Annotated in this window: 21 protein-coding genes, 1 tRNA gene and 1 pseudogene; 6 read left to right on the top strand and 17 right to left on the bottom strand. The window is 51.0% G+C overall.

The annotated features are described in order from the left end of the window. The gene (locus tag DBR02_RS07060; protein WP_045910008.1) at window positions 1-474 is read left to right on the top strand and encodes a hypothetical protein; all 474 of its coding nucleotides are present in this window, start codon (window positions 1-3) and stop codon (window positions 472-474) included. Window positions 475-615: 141 nt separating this feature from the next. On the opposite strand, the gene DBR02_RS07055 is transcribed toward DBR02_RS07060, so the two are convergent. The 4 genes and pseudogenes from DBR02_RS07055 to DBR02_RS07040 all read right to left on the bottom strand — a co-directional run bounded on the left by DBR02_RS07055 (window position 616) and on the right by DBR02_RS07040 (window position 4,343). Then, entirely contained in the window at window positions 616-1,125 is a 510-nt protein-coding gene (locus tag DBR02_RS07055) for a YgjV family protein (RefSeq protein ID WP_157959552.1), read from the bottom strand. A gap of 398 nt (window positions 1,126-1,523) precedes the next feature. Then, window positions 1,524-2,380 (bottom strand): annotated as a pseudogene (locus DBR02_RS07050) (SMP-30/gluconolactonase/LRE family protein). 77 nt (window positions 2,381-2,457) lie between these two features. Further along, a complete protein-coding gene (locus tag DBR02_RS07045) occupies window positions 2,458-2,931 on the bottom strand; it encodes a DMT family transporter (RefSeq protein WP_107533869.1) in 474 nt (157 codons plus the stop codon). 14 nt (window positions 2,932-2,945) lie between these two features. Next, window positions 2,946-4,343, bottom strand: a complete 1,398-nt coding sequence (locus DBR02_RS07040) for an amidohydrolase family protein (protein ID WP_107535624.1) — start codon at window positions 4,341-4,343, stop codon at window positions 2,946-2,948. Window positions 4,344-4,476: 133 nt separating this feature from the next. Here DBR02_RS07040 and DBR02_RS07035 point away from each other — a divergent pair, with 133 nt between their 5' ends. Then, the gene (locus DBR02_RS07035) at window positions 4,477-5,382 is read left to right on the top strand and encodes a LysR family transcriptional regulator (RefSeq protein WP_107533868.1); all 906 of its coding nucleotides are present in this window, start codon (window positions 4,477-4,479) and stop codon (window positions 5,380-5,382) included. Window positions 5,383-5,508: 126 nt separating this feature from the next. Here DBR02_RS07035 and DBR02_RS07030 read toward each other — a convergent pair whose 3' ends face one another. Together DBR02_RS07030 and DBR02_RS07025 are read right to left on the bottom strand one after the other, a co-directional pair. Continuing rightward, window positions 5,509-6,090 carry an NAD(P)H-dependent oxidoreductase gene (locus DBR02_RS07030; RefSeq protein ID WP_107533867.1) on the bottom strand — a complete coding sequence of 194 codons (582 nt, stop codon included), beginning with the start codon at window positions 6,088-6,090 and terminating at the stop codon, window positions 5,509-5,511. Between the two features lie 73 nt (window positions 6,091-6,163). After that, entirely contained in the window at window positions 6,164-7,354 is a 1,191-nt protein-coding gene (locus DBR02_RS07025; RefSeq protein WP_107533866.1) for an MFS transporter, read from the bottom strand. Window positions 7,355-7,439: 85 nt separating this feature from the next. Here DBR02_RS07025 and DBR02_RS07020 point away from each other — a divergent pair, with 85 nt between their 5' ends. Further along, window positions 7,440-8,234, top strand: a complete 795-nt coding sequence (locus tag DBR02_RS07020; RefSeq protein WP_107533865.1) for an AraC family transcriptional regulator — start codon at window positions 7,440-7,442, stop codon at window positions 8,232-8,234. 314 nt (window positions 8,235-8,548) lie between these two features. Here DBR02_RS07020 and DBR02_RS07015 read toward each other — a convergent pair whose 3' ends face one another. Together DBR02_RS07015 and DBR02_RS07010 are read right to left on the bottom strand one after the other, a co-directional pair. Then, window positions 8,549-11,149, bottom strand: a complete 2,601-nt coding sequence (locus DBR02_RS07015; RefSeq protein WP_107533863.1) for a S8 family peptidase — start codon at window positions 11,147-11,149, stop codon at window positions 8,549-8,551. 21 nt (window positions 11,150-11,170) lie between these two features. Further along, complete coding sequence (locus DBR02_RS07010; protein WP_107533861.1) at window positions 11,171-12,142, bottom strand: AAA family ATPase; 972 nt, start codon at window positions 12,140-12,142, stop codon at window positions 11,171-11,173. A gap of 521 nt (window positions 12,143-12,663) precedes the next feature. On the opposite strand from DBR02_RS07010, the gene DBR02_RS07000 reads away from it, so the two are divergent. Beyond that, window positions 12,664-12,954 carry a hypothetical protein gene (locus DBR02_RS07000; protein WP_107533857.1) on the top strand — a complete coding sequence of 97 codons (291 nt, stop codon included), beginning with the start codon at window positions 12,664-12,666 and terminating at the stop codon, window positions 12,952-12,954. Window positions 12,955-13,228: 274 nt separating this feature from the next. Here DBR02_RS07000 and DBR02_RS06995 read toward each other — a convergent pair whose 3' ends face one another. The 6 genes from DBR02_RS06995 to DBR02_RS06970 all read right to left on the bottom strand — a co-directional run bounded on the left by DBR02_RS06995 (window position 13,229) and on the right by DBR02_RS06970 (window position 19,337). Then, window positions 13,229-16,246 carry a YadA-like family protein gene (locus tag DBR02_RS06995; RefSeq protein WP_157959551.1) on the bottom strand — a complete coding sequence of 1,006 codons (3,018 nt, stop codon included), beginning with the start codon at window positions 16,244-16,246 and terminating at the stop codon, window positions 13,229-13,231. Between the two features lie 851 nt (window positions 16,247-17,097). Further along, window positions 17,098-17,745, bottom strand: coding sequence for a YagK/YfjJ domain-containing protein (locus DBR02_RS06990; protein ID WP_107533854.1), 648 nt, complete (start codon window positions 17,743-17,745; stop codon window positions 17,098-17,100). A gap of 145 nt (window positions 17,746-17,890) precedes the next feature. Then, complete coding sequence (locus tag DBR02_RS27140; protein WP_371412348.1) at window positions 17,891-18,058, bottom strand: helix-turn-helix transcriptional regulator; 168 nt, start codon at window positions 18,056-18,058, stop codon at window positions 17,891-17,893. 34 nt (window positions 18,059-18,092) lie between these two features. Continuing rightward, on the bottom strand, window positions 18,093-18,317 hold the full coding sequence (locus DBR02_RS06980) for a helix-turn-helix transcriptional regulator (RefSeq protein ID WP_107533851.1): 225 nt from the start codon (window positions 18,315-18,317) through the stop codon (window positions 18,093-18,095). A 74-nt stretch (window positions 18,318-18,391) separates the two neighbouring features. Next, a complete protein-coding gene (locus DBR02_RS06975) occupies window positions 18,392-19,132 on the bottom strand; it encodes a hypothetical protein (RefSeq protein ID WP_129741607.1) in 741 nt (246 codons plus the stop codon). Window positions 19,133-19,261: 129 nt separating this feature from the next. Next, window positions 19,262-19,337: transfer RNA gene (locus tag DBR02_RS06970), tRNA-Ile, on the bottom strand. A 124-nt stretch (window positions 19,338-19,461) separates the two neighbouring features. On the opposite strand from DBR02_RS06970, the gene mug reads away from it, so the two are divergent. After that, window positions 19,462-19,968 (top strand): G/U mismatch-specific DNA glycosylase, encoded by a 507-nt coding sequence (gene mug, locus DBR02_RS06965; protein WP_063451124.1) that lies wholly within the window; start codon window positions 19,462-19,464, stop codon window positions 19,966-19,968. A gap of 102 nt (window positions 19,969-20,070) precedes the next feature. On the opposite strand, the gene rpoD is transcribed toward mug, so the two are convergent. The 3 genes from rpoD to rpsU form a co-directional block, all read right to left on the bottom strand. Further along, a complete protein-coding gene (rpoD, locus tag DBR02_RS06960) occupies window positions 20,071-21,915 on the bottom strand; it encodes an RNA polymerase sigma factor RpoD (protein ID WP_006812010.1) in 1,845 nt (614 codons plus the stop codon). A gap of 150 nt (window positions 21,916-22,065) precedes the next feature. Beyond that, window positions 22,066-23,808, bottom strand: coding sequence for a DNA primase (dnaG, locus tag DBR02_RS06950; RefSeq protein WP_107533849.1), 1,743 nt, complete (start codon window positions 23,806-23,808; stop codon window positions 22,066-22,068). Window positions 23,809-23,923: 115 nt separating this feature from the next. Then, entirely contained in the window at window positions 23,924-24,139 is a 216-nt protein-coding gene (gene rpsU, locus DBR02_RS06945) for a 30S ribosomal protein S21 (protein ID WP_001144069.1), read from the bottom strand. A gap of 236 nt (window positions 24,140-24,375) precedes the next feature. On the opposite strand from rpsU, the gene tsaD reads away from it, so the two are divergent. After that, window positions 24,376-25,389, top strand: a complete 1,014-nt coding sequence (tsaD, locus tag DBR02_RS06940; protein WP_063451126.1) for a tRNA (adenosine(37)-N6)-threonylcarbamoyltransferase complex transferase subunit TsaD — start codon at window positions 24,376-24,378, stop codon at window positions 25,387-25,389. The last annotated feature ends 11 nt before the right edge of the window (window positions 25,390-25,400 follow it).

The raw sequence follows: 25,400 nt of genomic DNA, 5'->3' as shown, positions 1-25,400 counted from the left end.
ATGAAAAAGACTTTGATCACCCTGGCTGTATTTGCTGCTGTTGCTGCATCACCGGCACACGCGATCAGCGCTGGCTACCGCGCACAGCTGGAGCGCAGCGGCTGCACGCAGGAAACCGACGGCAACGGCTGCGATATCCACAAAACGGCCGCACAGAACGGTATTTCACGCCATGAAATAAACGAGCGTCACCGCGCAGCTGACGCACAGCGCAGTGAAGCCCATGCCGACGGCGTGCGCTCCATGAAGCCTTTCTTGGGTAAGTGGAAGGTTTACCAGCCTAACGGCCAGCACACGGCGGATCTGGTGGTGAAGAGCGACAGCGTGACGATGAACGGCTCTACCGCGCAGGGCTACAACGTGACAGACGGCAAGCTGAACATCTATATGAATGCGATGACCGTCGTTCTGGGTAAGGGCAAAGGCACCTGGGAAAACAGTTCAACTGGTGACAACGGTTATCTGACCCGTTAAGTCCCGTCAAAGTAAACGTTAAGTACCTCCCGCGTGAACGTGATGAAGGCTAATTGTTGCGGTCGCGCGGGCGGGTGAGAAAAAAGACGGGGTTTTATCCCCGTTTGTTATCAACCCCCCCTGGAATCAAAGGGGTTGTGACTATACTGCGATCAGTTTTTTTTCACGGCGCTGTAGGCGCACCATCGAAACGAACGTGCTCAAGAAAAACGTGGTTTCCATCAGGATCGCCACCGGCGACTGAACCACAATATTATTCGTTATCCAGAACAGACTTCCGCCCATTGTGAAAAGGCGCATACGAATATCGTTAGTCTGGAACGCCGCCCAGGTGAGCATCAGGCTGCCACCCAGCGGCAGCAAGTCGGTAGAGCCCTGCCAGGTGAGCGCACAGCTCGCCAGTGCGGCCAGCAGGAAGAAATAGACCAGGCGCTTGTCTGTGCTGCGGGTAGCCACCAGGAAGCGAACGCACGCCAGAAACATCATGGCCGCAGAGCTGTGCTGACCCAGTAGCAGGAAGTGAACCGAAAGCAGAAACGTGGACAGCGCGAGCGTCCGGAGGACATAAACACGTTTTGGCAGATAGAAAGCGATGAGGTCAGAACAAAAAGAAATGGCCGCGATGATCTGCGAAAGCATGAAGGCTGTCATGGTCATGTCCGTTGAAAATTTGCTCAATAGCCTATCAACTTCTTCCTAAAATTTAAATGGGACGAATGTGCGGATTAAATCCCTTTATTCTTTAATTGTTAGATGCAAGGGACACCCCGACAGCTGGCAACGGCTACGGGGCTTTCTCTTTAACTCTGGGTACATAGCCGCGCGGGATAAGGCCGCTGGCAGTACCTTGAGCTAGCCAAATGGCATGAACACGCGCCGAACGCCCCATCATGCGGTACGTCTGAAACACAAACGCTCACCCTATAAGGGGTCTGCCGGAAAAAGGCAGAATATCCTACGTTAAGCCAGTTTTTTGAGCTGACATGACGGTCTGCTATGTGCCAAAAGCGGACTCTTTGCTCAGCCTGAATCAGATCAAATACCAGACGTTATATTATGCACGCTGCAAATCGGCTTTCAGGTAATCCGGCAAAAAAAGTGAACGGATACTGAAAAGCGCACCGTCATAATTGGTAGGCTCAGCGAGGCCAACGCGTGCACTGGTACAAAAAAGCGTTTTAAATGACGAACCGCCGAGTACCGGACAGGTCGTCTGTATGGCATGAGTAGACAGAACGCTGTCCAATTCTCCTGTAGGGCTGTAACGAACGACCCGGCTACCGCCCCACTCTGCGTTCCACAGATAGCCCTGCGCATCAATGCAGGATCCATCAGGCGCGCCGCCTTCTACTTCAGTAAAAATTCGCTGATTGCTGAGTGAAGGGTAATCACAACAAAAAATGCGTCCCTGCATGGAATCGCTGTAATACATGGTGCCGCCATCCGGGCTGAAGCAGATGCTGTTCGGTATGGCCACCGCAGGCAGGCTCAGCGTCTCTGTTTCCAGAGTGGCTGCGTTCAGCCTGTGAAATTTGCCAATAGCCTGTAGGGGATTGCCATCGTGCATCGAGCTGAATACAAAATTTCCTGCGCGATCGCAGCGCCCGTCGTTGATACGTGTACCCTGGGCACCAGGTGAAGCAGCAATCAGGGTAAAAATACCGTTCTGCAGATCGTAATAGCCGAGGCGGGATTCAAAACCCATCAGCAGTACGTTTTCTTCCTCAGTCAGCGCAAATGAGCCGAGGCGTTCAGGTAAGGACCAGCGGCTGATTTCTTCACTGTCTTCCTGCATGGCAAGTAATTCGCGGCCCTCAATATCTGTCCAGTACAGGCGGCGTGTTCTTTCACACCAGAGAGGACATTCTCCCAGTTCATTACTGACATGAGCTGCGATCGTAAGCATTGTGTTACCTCAGTGAGGCAGGGTTTCCTGCCTTAATGGATTAATTCCTGACGCTACCGGCGTATGATTTTTCTCTGTCAGTTCATGAAACGGTGTGACAGGCGATCACCAAAGAGCATGACTGCAAGACCGGCCAGCATGACCAGCATCCCAGCCAGTTTGAGCAACGAAACAGGTCGCCTTATGGCACCCAGAAGGCCAAAATGGTCAATCATCTGAGACGAAAGTAGCTGTCCGACAATCGCCAGGCCGAGAAGGGCTGAAAACCCAATTTTGGGCGCGAGCACGACATAGCTGAAAAGAGCGCAGGCCCCGATCAGACCTCCCGCCAGACTCCACAGCGGTTGAGAAGGAATGGCCACAAGCGAGGTGAACAGTCCCCCACGCAACAATGCGTAAACGCCAAGGCTGAATGCGCCAGCCGTAAACGAAAATAACGCAGCGGTAACAGGGTCACCACCCAGCCCCCGGGCCAGCTGGCTGTTCAGGGTTGTCTGCAGGGTGATACCAAGACCTGCGGCAAAAGCGATGACGTAATAAATCATGCTCATACGTTTCATACCTGTCAGTGTGTCTGCGCCGGCGGCAGGAAGGTCTCAGCAAAAATGTCAGGCTCATACCCGGCGGCGGCAAACAGATGCGCCCGGGATTCATCAATCGCTGCGTGAAGTCGCGCGCTGTCCACGCCCACGACTTTGCCATGCTGCTTAACGATGCGTCCGCCGATCATGACGGTATCGATGTTGCTTCGCTCCGTTGCATGCACCACGGTGCCAAACGCATTCCCGTTCGGGTAGAGGTTAATATCGCCGGCGTTAATCAGGATAAGGTCTGCCTGTTTGCCTGGTGTCAGGCTGCCAATTTTGTCCTGCAGCCCTGCACAGACTGCGCCATCGACAGTCGCGGCTTTAAGGAGCTGCGCTGCCGGCAGCGTTTTCAGCAAGAGGGATGAATCGCAGCAGTGCTGCTGGTGCATGCCCATTACCCTTTGCAGGTAAAAAGCCACACGCATTTCCATAAACATATCGGTACTGTAAGACGTTTCGTTATCAACACTCAGGCCCGGGTTGATACCATGACGCTGCGCGGCCTCAATGGCGAACATCCCGCTTTCAATGCCATAGTGCGAATCGGAACGGGGGCAGACGTTCACCCGTACACCGGCTTTGCGCAGGATCTCCCATCCCTCATCAGGCAACGCCGTGCAGTGATTGAAAATATTGTCCGGCCCCAGCAACCCCTGCTGATGCAGTGATTCAAGTTCAGAGGCCATCTCAGCACCGAAGAATTCTGTGACGATTGGTAGTCCCAGCCTGCGCGCCTCCGCCCACAGCTCTGGCTCCAGCTGGGCCATGACACCCAGAGAGACAAGCCCTTCAGGGTTGTTTTTGAAATACTTCTCCTGCAGGCGCTGCCAGTTGCCCGGCCAGTGTGCTTTGTCCCATTCGCCTGCAACGGGTGCCCCGGAGGCGTGAATAGCACGAATGCCCGAATCCAGCAGCGCCTCTACGGCGGCATCAGAGTGTGCAGCGGTGCGGCTGTTGTGCGAATTATCAATAACGGTGGTTATGCCCGCATCAATGGCGCCCAGGGCAGTAAGCAGGTTACCCACATAGATATCGGCAGGGCGATAATATTTGGCGAAAGAGAAATGCGTGGCGTTGCTGTAGTCATCCAGACAGGTAGCATTAGGGTTGATTCGGCGCAGTTGGCCTTCCCATGAGTGACGATGTGAATCCACCATTCCCGGCATGGCAATCATGTTCCTGGCATCTATCACGTGGGCATCCTGCGCGTCCAGATTCTGACCCACGGCAGCGATGGTTGCACCACGAATAAGGATGTCGCCGTGCTCAATGTTGCCCACGTTGTCATCCATGCTCAGGATCGTTGCGCCCCGAATCAATGTCAACGGTGGGTTTGCAGTCTGGTTATTCACAATATTTCTGATGTAATCGTTCATCTGAACAGCCTCTTTCTTAGCAATCTGAGAAACGATACGTGGCTCGATTAAAGTGAAAAAGATGCTTAAACTGTTTTCATAATTCATAATTCACGAATAATAATCTTCACTGATCATCGGCTGAGAGGAAGAAATGGATCGCATTCAGGCTATGCAGATCTTTTTACGCGTGGCTGAAGCCGGGAGCTTCGTGCGGGCAGCAGAAACGCTTTCACTGCCCTCATCGACGGTTACCAGCTCGATAAAAAGTCTTGAGAAGTATTTGCAGGTTCGCCTGCTTAACCGGACAACAAGGCGGGTCAGCCTTACCCCTGAAGGTATGCAGTATCTCGGTGAGTGCAGGGAAATACTTTCCTTAATCGAACATGCAGAATCCGGGCTGAAGGATGTCGGAGGGCGGCCACAGGGACGTTTACGCGTTGATATGCCGGGAGGGATAGCCCATTTCATCGTCATGCCAAACCTGAAAGATTTTTACCGGCTTTATCCGGATATTTACCTGATGATTGGCGTCAGCGACAGACAGGTGAATCTGGTTCAGGAGGGCGTTGACTGCGTGATCAGAACGGGAGAGCTTAATGACTCTACGCTTGTGGCCCGCCCACTTGGCCGGTTTCGGTGGATCACCTGTGCCTCTCCTGACTATCTCAAGGAATATGGTATTCCTCAAACCCCGGATGATATGTCAGAGCATCGGGCCATCCACTATTTTTCCGGCTCGGGCAGGCGCACAGACGAGCTGCATTTCCTGCGTGGCACCGAAAGTTTGTACGTGCCTGTAACAGGAAACGCAGCCGTTAACGAAACGGGACTCTACATTAAAATGTGTCTTGAAGGTTTTGGGCTGGCACAGCTGGCAGAAAGTATTGTTTCTGAGGATCTTAAGAAAGGCAGGCTTGTTGAAGTTCTGGATGACTGGCAACCGCCATCAGTTCCGGTCACATTGCTTTATCCGCATCAGCGGTTTCTTTCTCCAGCTGTTCGCGTTTTTGCTGACTGGGTTGCCGGACTATTTCAAAAGGGTGACGTCCGGGGGTGAAATCACCGGCATGAAAAACTTATCCTGAAGTTTTAATTATCATGTAGTGTTGAGCAGGGTTGATCCTTTACCCTTCCCTGGGAAATGACAAAGCCCTGTTCTGAAAACATCGGGCTTTGACATGGTTCAGGAATATGTCGCAACCAGGTGCTCGCTGAAACGGTGGATTTCATTTTCCACATTAGGCGATTTGACCACATCATTAGTGATGAAAGTGGGCAAAGGGACCATACCAAGGAACTGGTTTAACTTATGAAAATGAAGATACAACCCGTCCACACCCTGCCCCTCAAAGAACTGTTCCGGATCGGTGAAGGCTTCCAGGGGGGCATTCCAGGTCAGGGACAGCATGTATTTTTTGTTCTGAAGAAGACCGCCCGATCCGTACTTTTTTGAGTCATCAGAACGTGTACGGCCATCACTTTCATAGAGGGCCCCCTGGCCCGCCGTAAATACCTCATCGACCCATTTTTTTACCGTCCAGGGTTCACCCATCCACCATCCAGGCATCTGATAAATCAATACATCGCTGTTCAGAATTTTTGTGATCTCGTCGTGCGGTTCAAATTCGCAGTCAGCCTTCGTTACGCAGACGTTGTGCCCAAGCTTGCTCAGCACCTCACGCGCAGTATTAACATAAAGTTCGTTCAGTTCGCCTCTGGCGAAGTTAAAACTTTTAGCGCCATTAATAATCAAAATATTACTCATAAAAATCATGCCTTTTCATATTATTAGAAGATGAATATTTAAAGAAAATCTTCTGTTTTAGCGACGACAACAGTTACCCTGCAGAGGCGGCAGGTTCGAGGCAGACGTTGCGTCCTGCGGCCAGCCCGGTACAGGCACCGGCCACCGTTATTGCAGCGGTCATCAGCAACGGTACTGTCCAGCCACCGGACCAGTCGTGGACTTTACCCAGCAACAGGGGACCCATCGCGGCCATCAGATAGCCCACGCACTGCGCCATGCCTGACAGTGCCGCAGCGTCGCCTGCATTTGTTGTCCTCAATCCGATGAAAGTCAGACCCAGCATCATGCTGGCACCGCAGCCAAATCCCAGAATGGCAGCCCACAGCATCGCCAGGCCTGGTGTATATAACATTCCGATAAGGGCGATTCCCGACAGCAGACTGACAACAACGGCCGCCAGTTTCTGATCCTGAAGACGGCGCAGCGTGGCCGCCAGTATCAGCCCGGGTATCGCGGTGGTGAACTGCAGCATCCCGTGTACAGCGCCTGCCCTTTCAGGGGAGATGCCATTATCCGTAAGAATGGCCGGCAGCCATCCCACTGCCACGTAAAATGGCATGGCATTCAGCCCCATAAATAAAGTTACCTGCCATGCCAGGGGAGAGCTCCAGACTGAAACACTCGTGGTCTGATTCTGACCTGAGAGCCTGAGCTGCTGATGATTGCTCAGTTGCGGAAGCCAGATAATCAGGGCAAGCGCTGGCGCTGCCACCAGGAGGGCGAGAGCAATATTCCAGCCAAAGTGTTGCGCAAGAGGAATGATAATGGCCGAACCCAATGCTCCTGCAGCCCCCATCGTGATGGAATAGGCCCCCGTCATTGAGGCGACATTTCCGGCAAAGTCACGCTTGATAAGGCCTGGCAGCAGGACATTCCCCAGTGCGATACCGGTACCGATAAGGATCGTTCCGACATATAGCGCCCACATGCTACCTGCAGAACGCAGCAAAATTCCCAGCGAAATAACCATCAGTGCGCCGAAAAGGGTGCGCTCAAGACCAAATCGACGGGCAATGGTCGCACTCAAAGGCGAGAACACAGCAAAGGCAAATAACGGCAATGAGTTAAGCCATCCAACCGACGTTATACTCAGTTGAAAATGTTCCTGAATGAGCGTTAAAACCGGTGCTATTGAAGTAAAAGGCACCCGCAGGTTGATGGCGATAAAAAGAATTCCTGACACAAGGGCGACAGAGTGCCACTTGCTTTTTGTATCTGACATATCTCACTCGTTCTCTGAAAAAGAATGACTTTAAGGAACATGTGCATTACAAAATATAGATATTAAGACAACATATTGCTAAATTATGCCAAATCATAAAAAAGTGGTTTCCTCACCTGACGAGTTTGATGCAGATTCTTTTCCCCAGCCAGCCATCGCTCTGCAGGCGGTCCAGGCTCAGGAATATTCCGGCATCACCCCGCACTCTCACAGGAAAGGTCAGCTTATCCTGTCCCTGTACGGAGCAGTGAGCTGCGAAGTTCAGAATGCCCTGTGGCTTGTCCCTCCCCGGCATGCTGTCTGGATCCCGGGCAATATGCTTCACCGTTGCCAGGTGACACAGAATGCCCGCTCCTGTTTTCTGTTTGTCGAGCCTAGCGCGGCTGTGATGCCTGAAATATGCTGTACGGTTGCCATAACGCCTCTTGTCCGCGAGCTCATTCTTTATCTTGCTGCAGAGGCTCCCTGTTATTCCCCTGAAAGTAAAACGTCAAGACTCGCAGCTGTTCTCCTGGAGCAAATTCCGGATTCACCGGTGGAAGCACTTCATCTGCCCATATCCGATCACCCCAAAATCAGGCATATGGCTGAGGCGCTTTTTGCGGATCCAGGTGACAGGACGACGCTTAAGCAGTGGGCTGCACGTCTGGCAACCAGCGAACGCTCGCTGGCAAGATTGATGCAAGGTACGACGGGAATGAGTTTCGGACGCTGGCGCCAGCAGCTTCATCTGATGATTGCCCTGAATCATCTCGCCGAAGGTCAGTCGGTTCAGAGGGTATCCGGCACTCTGGGATATGACTCGGTGAGTGCCTTCATCACTATGTTTAAGAAAGCATTCGGGAAATCACCAACACAATATTTTGCTTCGCTGAATTGAATTTTATTGGCAGGCTGAAACTTGAAGATCACTAAATAACTACGATGAACCCAAATGGATAGAGGCTTAATCCTTAAGAAGTGAGAATAATGCCGAGTGTCTGCTTATCGCTCATAGCGGACCTTGGGACCTTGCTTTCTGTCCGCTATGTACCAAGAACGGGCGTTGCTAAGTCCGCATTGCATTAATTAGAGGGGGCAGGTCAGACCCATAATGTTTATGCTCGGAGGTGAGCGCAAAGAAGCTGTTATGGTTTTACGCTCACCTCCGACTCACCCTGTGATAACTACGACATTCTCTCGGTATTACAAAAATTATGCGTTCTGCTGCGCTGCAATCTGCAACGCCGCGCGGACTTCTTCATATACGGGTAGCGCAACACCCGGCGTATCCAACGTCGCGATCACGACATAAGGCACCCGGAGTTTCTTGATACCTGCACGACCATAGCAGTTGATGCGGATGGCAAGCTGATCGCCTCTGGTAAACGCCGATGCACGATTTCCTCTGCGAACCTCATGATAAACGGTGCCATTTTTGAGGTGGGAGGGGTAGTTATCGAACTCATCTAAATCGATAGCGCCAAAAGCAGGACTAGCCCACAGCTGAGCACCACGGTAGTCTTTATGACCATAATTTACTGGTGAGAACCAAGCCACCGTTACAATAAGTCGACGATTGACGGTCCCCGCAGCTAGACTTGGGGGAAGTGGCAGGAAGAAATCCTGTGCCTTTTCACCCTCGATGACGTTGGTGTACAGCAGAGTAGCCTGGTTGTCATGGCAGAAATGAATACGGCGTTCATTCACCCGGCCAAAACCCAAATACTGGTTAAGGTCGGACTTGAATGTCCGGCTGCCGTTTACGTCAAGATGGCGGCTGATAAGCTGTCTTGAAAGCACATTATGTTCAGCGCCATGAATCAGCATGGCCTTAAGTATCAAAGCATCTGGGGCTTTAGAGAGTGCCTCCCCATAGCCAAGTTCTTTCATTTCCTGAAGAGTTTCATGAAGCATGGCAAGCCTGCGGGTTGCCAGCGCCGCCGCATTACTTGTGCCCGATGAAAATCCATACTGATTAATTGCCCCTGCAACTCCAGGCATGGCGGACTGAAGCCCAGGTCCGAAGCGGGGCGTCTGGGAGATAACCAGTCTGACAGGATCACGAGCCGTAATGGTTTTATTTATATAGGTCTGCCTGCCGCCAGGCATATGAATTTCTGGTTTGACCGATTTACGCCTGCCGAGCGCGACCGGGTTGATAGGGGAGAACATTCCCTGTGTTCTAAAAATATCGACCTGATTTGCCGGGATTGCACCGGTATAGCCGTCGTGATGCGTTGCACCAACGGTCAGAGCGTTGATTGACTCTGCCGGGGATAGTAAACGTCGCAGCGGACGCTGTAATGCAATGGCTTTAAGGGCATGTTCTTCGAGCTCATTAGGCGTAAGTGCACTAAAGTCGTCCCCTGCAACATTATCCAGAACTAACTGCATTCCAGAATTACCTGCACTAACGACAAAAAGCACCTGAAACTCGACGGAAAGCCAGTCAAGCATTCGTGCCCACGGACTAATATGCGCATCAAACATTCTGCTTGGATCGCCCACGGACAGGTTAATGACCGACACATCTGGAGCAGTAGGGGGCTGGCCGTTTTCCCCTCTTTTCATTCTGACTACGGCCCGGTGAATAAGATCAGCTGGAAGATAGTGAGTCGGTATCTGCTCCCTAACGCTCCCGTTAAATCCTGTGCTACCAGGTGCCATGATGGGCCTGACGTGAATGCGGCGTCGAAGTGGAGGCTCTTCGGGATCGGACAAATCACCGTGTATAATCAATGAAGCCATTGAAGTCCCATGGCTCTGGTGGGAAGGTAAATCATAAAGTGTTTCAAAGTCATCAGGGTCATCAATTTCGAGTCTACCACTCAGTGCCTGATGGTTCTCAAGCGGAAGCCCATCAAGTAAAGCAATCACTGGACTGGCATAAGGATCAGGCATGGACTGATGACCGAACGGCAACCCCTCATTGGCAACCGTATTCTCGCTGTTCACTGGGATCGCGCATTGCCCGAGTGGCCTGAAATACATAACATCGTCACAGCGCATGAGCTCCAGAATTCCAGCCCCATCGGCAAGTACCTGTTCAACCCTGCTGATCGGCAACTGACCAACAAGTGCGTGATAGCTGATCCCCGAATGGAGACATCCTCCGGTGATACTTCCACCTGCTTGGGCAATAAGGCGTCTTATCCTCGTTTCAGCTCTGGCCTGCTCTAAGGGTAGAGCCCTGTACCATAGTTCGATTTCAAATGGCACAGGAGCGTCATATCCAGCCGCAGCATCTTCTACGAGAGCCTGCCAATTTTCCACAACCGACGTTGCCTCCAGCCTGTCGCGTGTATCCCAGAACCTAATATCAATTAGTCTGTTAAATACCTCTTTCAGGGCACCATAGCCACGTTCAACGGTACGGGTTCTCTGATATTCACGCCACAATGCCAAAAGTCGGCTCAACCCAGCCTGATTACTCATGGTGAGGTAAGCATTTTTGGAGGTGGGCGTCCGTCTGTTGTTGCTTAGCGTATAATAATCTTCGCTATCAAAAGATTTTTCGAGCAGGGATGAGGATAGATATTCAAAACCTTTAACGCGGGCAAGCGCATTAGCAACGCCCTGAATTTCACCCGCAACTTCTAGAACGAGGACTTTTTCTGGCAGAAACCCCTCGGCAGTATCAGCAAACTCGATGTATTCAGCGAATTTACGTTCGAGCCTCTCAACTTTGGGTATTACCCGATCGGCCTGAATATTAAAGGGTGGTGATTGTATCGATGATACAAAGGGCTGAAGGTCGTCCCTCTTATTGACTGCTTTCGGTGTGGTAAATATCAGTAGAGGGTTCTTTGCCACTTCACGTTCCTTTTAAGTGAATTAATTTTCCTGTCGGTATCTATCCGTCCAGTATTTGAGGCAATGAGCGGAAATATCCTTCAGCTTATTTTTACTTGCGGGGAGGCCGAGCACGTATTTACGTTGCACGTCGAGAGCAAATTCTTCGAGTTCGGCAAAGCTCAGCCCTGACAGCTTTTTTGCAAGGGTTGAAGGAGCTAGCCCCAAAGAATGGCCGACCCTTTTTTCAAATTCTTCAAACCATTTCATTGCCATACGCTGTGTTGGGGCTGGCACAGTTATCTGTAACTGAAATCTGCGCCAAATGGCTCTATCGAGCATTGATTCATGGTTTGTAGCCCCCACGACCACAACATGACTAGGTAATAAATCGATCTGCTTGAGCAGTGAGTTCACCACACGCTTCATTTCACCGTTGTCATTTGCATCTTCGCGCTCTTTTCCGATGGCGTCAAACTCATCAAAGAAGAGAACGCAGCGTTGAGTTTTCACAAACTCAAATAATTTATCAATCTGTTGCGCTGTCTCGCCGAGATAACGATTAATGATGCCTTCATATTTAACTGTGAAGAACGGTAGAGAAAGATGATTCGCAAGAGCCTCGGCAATAGAGGTTTTACCGTTGCCTGGGGGGCCCGAAAGAAGAAGTTTATGTCGGGGTTCAAGATTATAAGACCGCAGAACATCTCGGCGTGCGTGCTCTTCAATAAGCTCCATAAACTGGGTGACAACTGATTCAGGAATAATCAAGTCATCAATAATTTTGCGCGGTTGAATTTCATAGAACGCATTTTGTAGCTCATTATCGTAGGTGTAGCGACGCGTCTCACCCGAACCTGAACTAGTAAGAATATTTTTTAACTTGTCCGCCAGCTGATACTGGTGGCGTGCCGTGGCCTCCGCAGCGATCGCTTCTGCGGTAATTTTGAAACGAGGCAGGTCACCCTTTATCCCCGTTTCCACTAAATTCAGCACTAAGTCGGCTCTGGCCATTGTTTACCTCACATTACTACTGAGTCTAGTTTATCAAGCCGATCAGACCTGGCAAACACATATCTGGTCAACCCTTCAAACTGGGCTCTCATGCTTCCACGGAGTGTTAGAAAAAGCTCGCTCTCCGCTGAGATTTTAAAATTACAGTACTGCTCACCTTCTGAATCATGGCACGCTGAATCGCCATAAGCCAAGTGGACATCTTTATCGCTGGCGTTACCTCCTCCAACTTCCGCTTTTCGCTCATAGCTGCCCATCATGTCCGCTGAAAAAACAGGCTTAACGCGGCGTATTTTCCGTTTTCCAAGCGGCTCCCTATAACAACTGTGGAGTTGGAACACCAGTACATATTGGAATGGTCTATCGAACCCCCAGCCGCGACTCCTACCATATGTACGGCCACCAGCGCCGGATTAACGGCATGAACATGCAGGAAGTACGTGCGAGGGGGCTGGAAAGAGAATGGAGACAGAATGCGTTTACTACAGGAGCATTGGTAACAACCTTAATGGGAGTTACCAATGTCTGTATTCATTATCCGAAAAGACCGTGATCGCCACGGTAAACCGCTGCCGAACGCGCATATTGGCTACCCTGGTTGTGATGGAAAGATGGCGCACTATGCAGATCTTACCTCTGACAACTGGCCGGACTGGAACACCGTGCACAACTCCAGCGCCTGGAATAGCCTATACCACACACGGCCGCGCCGAGCGTCAGACCGCCAGAACCTTAAGCGCGTGATGCAGGGAGCGGATCCAGATGGCCTGTTCTGGCACCGCGATAACCGCCCTTACATCTACTGTTACTGATTCCAAACCCGCTCAGGCGGATTTTCTTATGGTATCGCGAGCCAGCGGCGTTAAAACTTTAAGGACAGAATAATCACAGCGCGTTTGACGAGGCTAGAGGGTGGCAAAAAGTAACATAAAAAAGCCCCGCACGGGCGGGGCAAGGAAATCAAAGTAAAGACCTAATTGTTGATGATGATAGTACCAGCAAGATAGTGTGTATCAGTCCACTCTCTCTATTGCTCCCCCGAAGGGGAGCAATTTCTTTAAGCCCCATCACCAGGGCTTGTCGTTCTTACCAGCCAATCGAAGTGCCTACGTTCCAGCCGATGTTGCCGCCGTTGGTGCCGGTAACACCTGCTTTCATTACGACCTGTTTGGATTCAAACGGGTGAGCAGAGAAGCCTACGGCCATTGCTTGCTCACCATCGTAACCACCAGCGGCCGCCGCTACAGCGAAGGTCTGCTCATGGTCAAGCTGCGGCAGACCTGCCAGGGCGTTCGCACCAGCGATACCACGGGAAGCGTTTTTACGGTTCGCGTCGATTTTCTTGTCCAGGTCTTTGAAGTTCTGGTTAGTGTTAGCTTCCAGCTTCTGAATGCGGCCTTCATGATTAGCCAGCGTCTTGTTAGTCTTCTGTTGTTCGGCTTTCTGCTCGTCGATACGCTGCTGCGCATCAGCAAAGCGCTGGTCAACAACGGTAGAGCGTTGGGTGAAGGTCGAGGTGTCTACCTTCTGGCTTACGGCCGTTTGCAGGGCGGTGAAGTGTTTAGCTTCGGTCTGCTGTGCAGTTGCAATGCTGGTGGTGTTAGCTGCTGCAACTTTCTGCACAGCGTCAACGGTAGCCTGATCCGCTTTTGCAGTCAGGGCAGTGGTGTTTGCCTGAATGCTCTGAACGTTGTTGTCAATCGCAGTTTTGTTGACCTGGATTGCATCATGGTTGTCAGTCACACCCTGGGCGTTTGCACTGATCAAGTGCTCGTCAGACTTCATGGTGGTGGCTGTGGACTGGATCAACTGGGTGTTGTTGTCCACTGATGCTTTCAGGGTAGTAACCGCAGTTGCATCAGCTTTGCCGCCCAGCGTCTGGGTGTTGCTATCAACGGTAGCTTTCAGCGCGGTAACGGTTGAGGTATCCGCTTTACCGGACAGGGCGGTGGTGTTGGCGGTCACTTTGCCGTCCAGGGAGTTAACTTCACCCTGCACCTTCTGAGCAGCCTTAACAGCGTTGTCAGCGGTGGTTTTAGCAGTGTTAGCCGTGCTGGTGTTGGAAGCAATCAGGCCAGCCTGGTGAGCGATGGTCTGACCGTTCTGATCTGCTTTATTCTGCGCAGTTTTGGCCGCGTTTGTGTTACCAGTGATCTGGCCGGACTGGTTCGCGATGTCCTGCTGGTTTTTATCAGCAGTAGTCTTCACTACATTCAGCGCTGACTGGTCAGCTTTCAGATTCAGCTTGCTTTCAACGGTTGCAACCTGAGTGTTGAGCTGAGATCTGACGGTATCCAGTACAGTCTGGTCAGCTTTCTTAGCAACTTCGTTCTGCACGCCTTTAACGTCAGTTTTCAGGGTAGCGACAGCGGCTTTGTTGTCGTTCGCAGTCTGGTGCGCTTCATCAGCAACTACCTGGAGGTTAGACAGTTCGCGCTGAGTTTTTTGCAGGTCAACGAGATCTGCTTTCTTAGCGATCTCTGCGTCCTGGGCAGTGTTTTTGTCAACCAGCGGTTGTAGGTGTGTGTTCAGTTCTGGCAGCGTAACAGGAGCGCCAGCAGCGCCGACCAGGTTAGTACCAATAACAGCTTCGCTATATGGGGCGTGCTCTGTTACTGGAGCTTTCTGTTTCTGGGATTGAGCCAGGACAGCCGGAGCGGTGTTGAAATCAGGATCAGCCAGCAGCTTAGCCGTCTGTTTTGACCCGGCAATAGCCTGCGCATAGCCGCGGTTATCGTGAGCGCTGACTTCGTTCACACGGGCTTTCAGGTCTTCACGTTTAGCCGCGTCTACAGCGACTTTTGCATAAGCGCGGTTGTCGTGTGCAGTCGCTTCATTAGCGCGAGCCTGAGCGGCTTCCTGCTGCGCCAGCAGTGGGGTGGACTGGTAACGCGCCTGGTGCGCTACACGCTCGTCGTGGTGAGCTTCCTGATTCAGTTTGTGCGCAACTGCGTTTTCATCAATAGCAGAGGCTTTCTGGCCGATTTCAGTACCGGAGTACAGCGGGTTGTGTGCCAGGTGCTGAGCATTAGCCAGTGAGTCAGGGTTATGCACTGGGCGCATAGAGTAGCGATCACGGTGCGCGATGGATTCGTTAGGAACCGGATCCGGCGTGCGCTGCTGAACGGTAGGGATAGCGTGCGGCACTTCGTTAGGTGCGACAACGGCAACCGGAGTAGCGTGCAGTGCAGGGGTGGCCTGTGGCTGTACAGCAGGAACGGCCTGAACAGATGGTTTAGTAAACGGAGTCGCCTGCGGTAAAACCTGCGGGGCGACAACAGCAATAGGGGTAGCGTGCAGTTCTGGAGTCGCTTGTGGCTGAACCTGTGGAACGGCTTTGATAGCTGGAGTCTGGTGATTCGCTTTAACGATATCGGAAGCGCGTTTTGCTTCTTTGCCCAGAGTGGTAGCTTCAATGTTGTGCGCTACAGAACCGTCGTTTAATTCAGAGTGTGTTTTAACGTCGTTGATGGTCTTCGCGAGATAATCAACATCAGACAGTGCTACTGGAGTCTCCTGGTGCAGTGCAACAGGGGAGGCATGAGTAACAGGAGTCAGTTGCAGTGCTGGGGTAGCTTGCGCGATTTCCTGCGGCACAGCTTTTACTGATGGTTTAGCAAAAGGCGCTGCCTGTGGAACCAGCTGCGGTGCAACCTGCACAGAAGGGGTGGCGTGTGCTACAGGGGTAGCTTGTGGCTGAACCTGCGGAGCTGCTTTGCCAGCTGGTGAAGCGGTAGGGATAGCGTCTGGAGTAGCCTGTGGTTTTTTGGCTGCAATGTGTGCTTCACGAACTTGTTGTTCGGTTTTAACAGCGTCCCAGCGCTTGGTAGGGGCGTCAGCACGGGTATTGCCTTCCTGCTCGGCTTTAGCGTTGGTTTCTTTGATAACTGATTCAACGTCAGTGAGGTCAGCGATACCGTCAACGTACAGACGGTCACGGGCGTTAAGGCTTTTGTATTCCTTAACGATGGAGTTAATCGCTGCTGCGTCGTGATGCTGAACTTTCTTCGCAGTTTCCAGGAAGTGATTAACGTCAACGTTAGAGGCATTAGCATTAAGTGCGACAGAGCACAGAACTGCGAGAGAGTGTTTTGCGAATTTCATTTGAGGATTTACCATCAGAGTGTCAAAAGGCTCCCGTTAGGGAGTAAAGGGGCTAACGGTGTTACAGCACAGAAAGTCCCGGACTAGCGCCTCCGGTTACAGCCGGAGGCGTTGTTTTTTCGCAGAGCAAAATAAACGCATAATTTCTAAATGGAAATATGTAATCCTGTTACATCCTGAAATACCAGATTATCCCCCGATAAATTTCTCTTTAGGCCTACAAACTCATATCTCATATGGTTTTTTTGGAATTGGAACCGTGTTTTATCCGTTTTAGAATTCCTTACCATTTCCAAATCAAACATTTGTAAGACTTTCCTTACTTTTCACTGATTTAGTTGTAATTAATTTGTTTCTTTAAATAAGAGTAAACATTGATAATTTGCAGACTTATCAGTCAGTTTTAATAACAGTATTGCAGCATTGATAGAGGGTTTTATGGGGGGCAGAATTACGGCACGTTTGTCCTGAAGGCGATCGAAGACAACGTCACCCTCAAGCAGCGAAATACGCGGCTATTGTCGATAAAGCACACTCCTCGCAGAGCAGTTCTACGGCGCGACAGAGTTTTATGATCTTGAATTTGATCTTGCAACGATGGCGGTTCATCCGGAATCAAAAAAGGACTTAAGTTCAAAGGCGAGAAAAAACTTCCTCACGGCTTGATGGGCAGCGCTAATGTGACGCCTGATAAAGAAGGATGGGACCTTGTTTCTGGGGAAATCTTGAAATTTTACAATTATATACATCCGTTTTTGAGGAAGACTCAGACGGAACTGCATGGAACCGAATTTGTTCGATATCAGCCATGCAGTATTTATGGTGCCCGGTGAAGATCCTCAATGCTTTTCTTACTGATCTAAAAGTACACTCAAAGTTTGTGTGGGCAACTGGCTACTGGCAGAGATAGAACGAGCGCCGTAGCGTCTGGTTTTGATGTTGAAACGTTTTTTAGTAATGTTTTTCGCCAGATAGCTGAGCCGATAAATAATCAGTCCGAGTAAATGGCTATCGCCACGTTTCCAGAAATAATAGCTGTTAGATGGCAAGCTGAAAGCTCCCCCGGCGGAGGCCTGCCAGCACTCGTCTATCATTGGGATGAGTTTTGCTGGATGCTGTATCTTTTGGCCGTTAGCCATTAATACACAGTGATAATGTTGTTTCGGGCTGCGACCATGCTCTCGGACCCACATCAAATGAAACCAGGTACCAGTATAATGTTTCTTAAGTTTGCTCGTTAGTATCTGACTGAACTGGCTGATGACCTGATTAGACTCGCTATGTTCTTTGACATGCAAGTCGAAACGTACCACCAGTACTTTAGTTGATTGGCTGAAAATCTCAGTAAGGCAGTCCATCATTGCACGCATGATTTTAGGCTCAGGGTATACCGCACGCTGTGACCATTCATACACGGGTAAGGCATAACCCTGATAGATAAATGCACCAAGCTTTTTTCTTGATATCTGAAACGGATTCATGGGTGCGCTGGTGGACATATATTATAAATAATCCTGAGTTAGTTTTGACAAGATGGTCATGAGGCCTGTAGCTCCGATGGCTTATTGTCTGAAAAAATTACGCCGTTCAAGTTCATGCTTGCGATAAAGAAAACCCGCAGGCTTCGGGAGCCTGCTGATTTTTTTAACGTTTAACTACTTCAGGCGGCCAGCCGACAATGCACCGGCCGACTTTATGGGGTGGGGGAAAACGACCATTGCGTATCCAGCGGTTAAGCGTCGGTAAGCTGATGCGGAGAAAAAAGCACACTTCAACTTTGTTGAGGTAACGGCGAAAAGAAACCGGTGCCATATTATTGTGAGAGAAAATATCCATACCGGACTTCCTAACGCTGGTGGCTCCAGATTAACAAATCAGAAAGCAGCCATGCGCAGCTGTGCGTGCCCAGTTTTTTGCGAGGGGGAAATTTGCCCTGATTTTCTAGCTCCCACGCACGAGAACGAGAGATGCTGGTAATCGATTTGCGCTCATCTTCGCGGACCAATCTGTCGACAGTCAGACCATAGGTTTTGAGAATGCTAAGGCGTTGTTCTGGTGAAACTTCAAACATTGATAATGCCTCTCTTGATTTTAATGGACAGGAGGCATTCTGGTTCGTACGACAGGGGACGTATACCGAACCACTTACTGGTTCGGTGTTGACGGCTCAAAAAATGGTCTAAGCAAGCCTTCTTTTTTAAGTGAGCTTAGTTTATTCGTGATTGCATCTGTGGCATCAGGTTCAAGCTTAGGAGTGTTATCAGAGTTTAAGAGAATTTTTTTACTTTGAGGAAAGTCCGGGTGTTCTTTAAAGAAATTGATGACATCGTTATGAATGGCTGTGTTTATTTCTTTCAACGTATAGGAAGTGCCTGAAGGCTTGGGAGGTTGATTGTTCAAAAAAGCCATTGTGAGACTGAGGATATGATTCTTTACAAGCACCATACGTTGATGGCTCTTTTGACCACCATTTTTCCGTTTTTTAGTTTCTCGCTGGTTTTCATCTTTTCTCATGCTGTTTACAACATGGCCTGACTCTACAAGCGTGATTTTTTTGAAGCGATCAGATAGGTAGCGATGTACGTAATCAAGACACAATATATTCGTGAGTCTCAATATGTGTATACCTGCTTGTGCTTGAAAATCATCCTTTAAATCTGTTGTTGAATCAGGCCCCATTCCTGCGTTTTGCTGCTTTAACAGATGGCCGCTATCCTCGAAACGAACCTTGTAAACTGACTCCAATCCATTTTCAACCACCAGTAAGTTATATAGCGCCACCTCAAGGTGTGATAGCAAATCCTTATCGTACTTACTCAGGTTTGGGGTTTCTTCGCTGACGAGTCGTTGCAGCAGAGCGTGGATTTCCGAAGCAAAAGTGTTCATGTAAACCTTTAGTCTGGAAGTTGGCATTTCAGGTTCGAAGCCAAAACGTTACCTGACCCATTACCTGACCCAAATTTGGCGCAAAGAAAAAGGGCTTAGATAATTTCTTATCTAAGCCCTTGTTTTATTTGGTGGCCCCTGCTGGACTTGAACCAGCGACCAAGCGATTATGAGTCGCCTGCTCTAACCACTGAGCTAAGGGGCCGTGGCGGTGAATTATAAAGTAACTCCCCTCAGCAATCCAGCCATTCACACCTGCCTGCTGTTTTTATAAACAATGCATAATCAATCCTTTATACTTATCTTATGATGCATAAACAGGAGTAGAGATGATCAACGATATTCTGGCCCCTGGCCTGCGGGTGGTGTTCTGCGGTATCAATCCGGGTAAGTCATCGGCGCACACCGGTTTTCACTTTGCTCATCCGGGAAATCGCTTCTGGAAGGTGATCCATCAGGCCGGTTTTACCGAAAAACAGCTTAAGCCGGAAGAAGAGCAGCAGCTGCTGGATACGCGCTGCGGTATCACCATGCTGGTCGAGCGTCCCACGGTGCAGGCAAGCGAAGTGAATCTGCATGAGCTGCGCACCGGCGGGCGGGAACTGGTGAAGAAGATTGAAGACTATCAGCCCGCAGCGCTGGCGATCCTCGGCAAGCAGGCCTACGAGCAGGCGTTCAGCCAGCGCGGTGCTCAGTGGGGTAAGCAAAACATTACTATTGGCGTAACGCAGGTGTGGGTGCTGCCGAATCCGAGCGGGCTGAACAGGGCGACGCTGGATAAGCTGGTGGAGGCATACCGGGAACTTGATGAGGCGCTGATGGTGCGGGGGCTTTAGATCCTCTGCGGCCTGAGACCCTCACCCTGGCCCTCTTCCACAGGGAGAGAGAATAAACAAAAAAAAAGCTCCCGATTGGGAGCTTTTTGCTGTTTACCTGGGTTAGTCGTCCAGGAAGCTACGCAGTACTTCAGAGCGGCTTGGGTGACGCAGCTTACGCAGCGCCTTCGCTTCGATCTGACGGATACGTTCGCGGGTCACGTCGAACTGTTTACCCACTTCTTCCAGCGTATGGTCGGTGTTCATATCGATACCGAAACGCATACGCAGCACTTTGGCTTCACGGGCGGTCAGGCCAGCCAGAACGTCGTGCGTGGCGGCACGCAGGCTCTCGGTGGTGGCCGAGTCCAGCGGCAACTCGAGGGTGGTATCCTCGATGAAATCACCCAGATGCGAATCTTCATCGTCACCGATTGGTGTTTCCATGGAGATTGGCTCTTTAGCGATTTTCAGCACTTTACGGATCTTGTCTTCCGGCATCAGCATGCGTTCAGCCAGCTCTTCCGGCGTCGGCTCGCGGCCCATCTCCTGCAACATCTGGCGGGAAATACGGTTGAGTTTGTTGATGGTCTCAATCATATGCACCGGAATACGGATGGTGCGCGCCTGGTCTGCGATAGAGCGGGTGATCGCCTGACGGATCCACCAGGTAGCATAGGTGGAGAACTTGTAACCACGACGGTATTCAAACTTGTCTACCGCTTTCATCAGACCGATGTTGCCTTCCTGAATCAGATCCAGGAATTGCAGACCACGGTTGGTGTATTTCTTGGCGATAGAGATAACCAGACGTAAGTTCGCTTCAACCATCTCTTTCTTCGCACGGCGGGCTTTCGCTTCACCGATGGACATACGACGGTTGATGTCTTTCACCTGCTCGATGGTCAGGCCGGTCTCTTCTTCAATCTGATGCAGCTTTTGCAGGCCGCGCTGGACGTCTTCTTTCACGTCGTGCAGCTTTTCAGACCACGGCTTGTTCATCGCGATAGCGGCGTTGAACCAGGTTTCGCTGGTTTCATTGCCGGTGAAGAGGGTAATGAAGTTCTTCTTCGGCATTTTGCACTGTTCAACGCACAGCTTCATGATGATGCGTTCCTGGGTACGTACGCGATCCATCATCACGCGCATGCTGTTTACCAGGTAGTCGAACTGTTTTGGCACCAGGCGGAACTGTTTGAACACTTCAGACAGTTTCAGGATCTCTTCCTGAGCGGCGGCATGGCTGCGGCCTTTCGCTTTGATGGTGTCACGCGTCACTTCGTACTGGGTACGCAGCTCGGCAAACTTCTCGCGCGCCAGTTCCGGGTCGATGCTGTTGTCGTCGTCGCTGCTGTCGTCGTCTTCTTCTTCATCTTCGTCTTCGTCGTCATCCATCTCTTCCTGAGACAGCTCAGAACCGACGTGAGTGGCGGTTGGCGCCATATCTTCTTCAGCGTTCGGGTCGACAAAGCCAGTGATCAGATCGGACAGACGCGCTTCTTCCGCTTCAACGCGATCGTACTGCTCCAGCAGATAGGTAATCGCTTCCGGGTATTCGGCAACAGAGCACTGAACCTGGTTGATCCCGTCTTCGATGCGTTTTGCGATGTCAATTTCGCCTTCGCGGGTCAACAGTTCAACGGTACCCATTTCGCGCATGTACATGCGGACCGGGTCAGTGGTACGCCCGATTTCAGATTCCACGCTGGACAGGACCTGTGCAGCAGCTTCTTCCGCATCTTCGTCAGTGTTGTTGGAGGTTTCAGCCAGCAACAGATCATCGGCATCCGGTGCTTCTTCCATCACCTGAATGCCCATGTCATTGATCATTTGGATGATATCTTCGATCTGATCTGAATCGACGATATCTTCCGGCAGATGGTCATTGACCTCGGCATAGGTCAGATAGCCTTGCTCCTTACCGCGTTGGACAAGAAGTTTCAGCTGTGACTGCGGGTTTTGCTCCATAAGACGGTATCCACACTTAATTCGTTTGATTGGTGTCGGCGATGAGGCTGCCAACCTTTAAAGCGAGGGCGTACTTATATTTTTGCCGCTGCCTCTCAGTGCGGCTGCCGGGGGCTTCCCGATCGATATTCGGCACTTAAGCCGTTAAATTTATTTTTTTTCCAGGGCTTGTCTGATTTCCCAGAACTCCCTGCGTTCTTCACTGCTTAAACCATGCGTGCGATCGCGAGCTATCAACTCTTCTTGTCGCTGTTCAAGCATTGAATCAAAGATTCGGTTTAGCGTGTCGGTGAACATTTTTTCAACATTCTCATCCTTTATATCGTTCCAGGCTGAGAGTTTTTCAAGTGTTGAGTATTCACTTGTCCCACGATAATTCTCTAAAAGCTGCCCCGTATTAAGGCCTGGCTGTGCAACACAAAGACTTACTAACTCGTTGAACAAGCTGAGTCCTGGTAGTTTGCTCTGCACTAACCCATGCAAAGGTGGAACCAACGGAGCCAGATTCGGGTTTTGCACCAGCAGCCCTATAAGTATACGCATAGGAGTTTGTTTTATCTGCTGAGTGGGGCGTACGACACCACTTTCTGCCTGTTTTGGCATTAAACGATCAAGCTGGGCGTCGTCAAAAATTCCCAACTTCAGACCTAGCATCTGGCGCAGCTGAATACGGTGCGCATCGCCAGGGACCTGACTGATAAGCGGCAACGCTAGTGCAGCCAGTTGCGTACTGCCATCCGGTGAACTCAAATCGACCCGCGGCAATAGACTGTTAAATAAAAACATTGAGAGCGGCTGAGCCTGCTCCATCCTTGCTTCAAATGCCTCTTTACCCTCTTTACGAACCAGCGTATCCGGGTCTTCACCATCGGGCAGAAACATAAAGCGTAGCTGACGTCCGTCTGTCATGTAAGGCATTGCGGTTTCAAGCGCACGCCATGCGGCATCTCGGCCTGCACGGTCGCCGTCGTAACAACAAATGACGTTGTTAGTCGCGCGGAATAACATATGCATATGGTCGGCTGTAGTAGATGTTCCCAGCGAAGCAACGGCATAATGAATACCGTATTGCGCCAAGGCAACCACATCCATATATCCTTCGACAACCAACAATCGTGGTAGCTCAGCATTATGCTGCTGGGCTTCATAAAGGCCATAAAGCTGGCGGCCTTTATGAAAAATCTCTGTTTCCGGAGAGTTAAGGTATTTCGGCGTATCATTACCCAATACACGTCCACCGAAACCAATCACCCGGCCCCGTTTGTCGCGAATCGGGAACATCACTCGATTGCGGAAACGGTCATAAGTTCTTCCCTGGTCGTTGTTGACCAGCATTCCGGCATCGAGCAGTAGTTTCCTGTTGTCGACATTACCACCGAAACGTTTTAACGCGTTATCCCAGCCTGGCGGAGCAAAACCAATTGCAAACTGCTGAACAATCTCGGCACTTAGACCTCGTTGATTCAGATACTGACGTGCTGGTTCGGCGTTGGGTTGGGTGAAGGATTGCTGATAAAAATCGTTTAACCCTTCCATTAATTGATAGAGATTTTGCCTCTGATGGCGTTCTATCTGACTCAGGCCAGTTCCCGCTTCATACGGCACTTCAAGGTTATGCATCGCCGCCAGCTCTTCGACGGTTTCAACGAACTCGAGCTTGTCGTAGTTCATCAAAAAATCGACGGCATTACCGTGTGCGCCACAGCCGAAGCAATGGTAGAACTGCTTTTCACCGTTTACGGTGAAAGAGGGGGTTTTTTCGTTATGGAACGGACAGCACGCATGGTAGTTCTTGCCCTGCTTTTTTAGCTTCACCCGCGCGTCGATGAGATCGACGATGTCGGTTCTGGCAAGCAGGTCATTGATGAAAACGCGTGGGATTCTTCCGGCCATATGCCCCAAAAATTTAAGCGACTTATAAACGAAAACAAGCCGCGCATTCCTTCCGGAAGCACGGCCTTACGACTACAACTCTGTCTGTCAATTGAGGACGTTGGCCCTCAACAGATTAGTACAGACGAGTACGGCGTGCGTTTTCGCGAGCCAGTTTCTTCGCGTGACGTTTCACAGCGGAAGCTTTAGCGCGCTTACGTTCGGTCGTTGGTTTTTCATAAAACTCACGACGACGAACTTCAGCCAGAACACCTGCTTTCTCGCATGAACGTTTGAAGCGACGCAGTGCTACGTCGAACGGCTCGTTTTCACGTACTTTAATTACCGGCATGTAACTCTCACCTTTAATAAATTCGGTTTGCCGCTGGCATCAACGCCAGCTTATTTCAAAATGGTGCGGAATTTTACTGCAAATGCTGCTGCTTTGTAAAGCACCGATGCGATTTTGAAAGGGACTTTAATAAGGGTGAGGAGTATACACGAGGCTTCTTCCTGGGGCGAACAAAGTTTTACAACAATCCGCCCAGGCTCTACACTGCGCGGTATTGAAACGAGGTAAAACAAGTCATGCGTGTACTGGGTATTGAAACATCCTGCGATGAAACCGGCATCGCCATTTACGACGACGAAAAAGGGCTTCTGGCCAACCAGCTGTATAGTCAGGTGAAATTGCACGCTGACTACGGCGGCGTCGTGCCTGAACTGGCCTCTCGTGACCACGTGCGTAAGACGGTTCCCCTGATTCAGGCGGCGCTGAAAGAGGCCGGGTTGAGTGCAAAAGATATTGATGCCGTAGCCTATACCGCAGGGCCGGGCCTGGTCGGTGCGCTGCTGGTCGGCGCAACGGTAGGGCGTTCGCTGGCCTTCGCGTGGGACGTTCCCGCCATTCCGGTTCACCACATGGAAGGGCATCTTCTGGCGCCGATGCTGGAAGACAATCCGCCCGAGTTCCCGTTTGTGGCGCTGCTGGTCTCCGGCGGTCATACGCAGTTAATTAGCGTAACGGGCATTGGCAAGTACGAGCTGCTGGGGGAATCGATCGACGACGCCGCCGGTGAAGCCTTCGATAAAACCGCCAAGCTGCTGGGCCTGGATTACCCGGGCGGCCCGATGCTCTCTAAAATGGCGTCGCAGGGAACGGAAGGGCGCTTTGTTTTCCCGCGTCCGATGACCGATCGTCCGGGGCTGGATTTCAGCTTCTCCGGGCTGAAAACCTTCGCGGCGAACACCATCCGCAATAACGACGACAGCGAGCAGACCCGCGCCGACATCGCCCGTGCGTTTGAAGACGCGGTGGTGGATACGCTGATGATCAAGTGCAAGCGCGCGCTGGATCAGACCGGGTTTAAGCGCCTGGTGATGGCGGGCGGCGTCAGCGCCAACCGTACGCTGCGCGCGAAGCTTGCGGAAATGATGCAAAAGCGTCGCGGGGAAGTGTTCTATGCGCGTCCGGAATTCTGTACCGATAACGGGGCGATGATCGCCTACGCCGGGATGGTGCGCCTGAACGCTGGCGCCACGGCTGACCTGAGCGTGTCCGTCCGTCCGCGCTGGCCGCTGGCGGAACTGCCGGAGGCGTGAGTTTTTTTTGC

It is taken from the genome of Enterobacter cloacae complex sp. (genome assembly GCF_900322725.1).
Taxonomy (GTDB): domain Bacteria; phylum Pseudomonadota; class Gammaproteobacteria; order Enterobacterales; family Enterobacteriaceae; genus Enterobacter; species Enterobacter quasihormaechei.
This window is presented reverse-complemented; position numbering and strand designations above follow the sequence as displayed.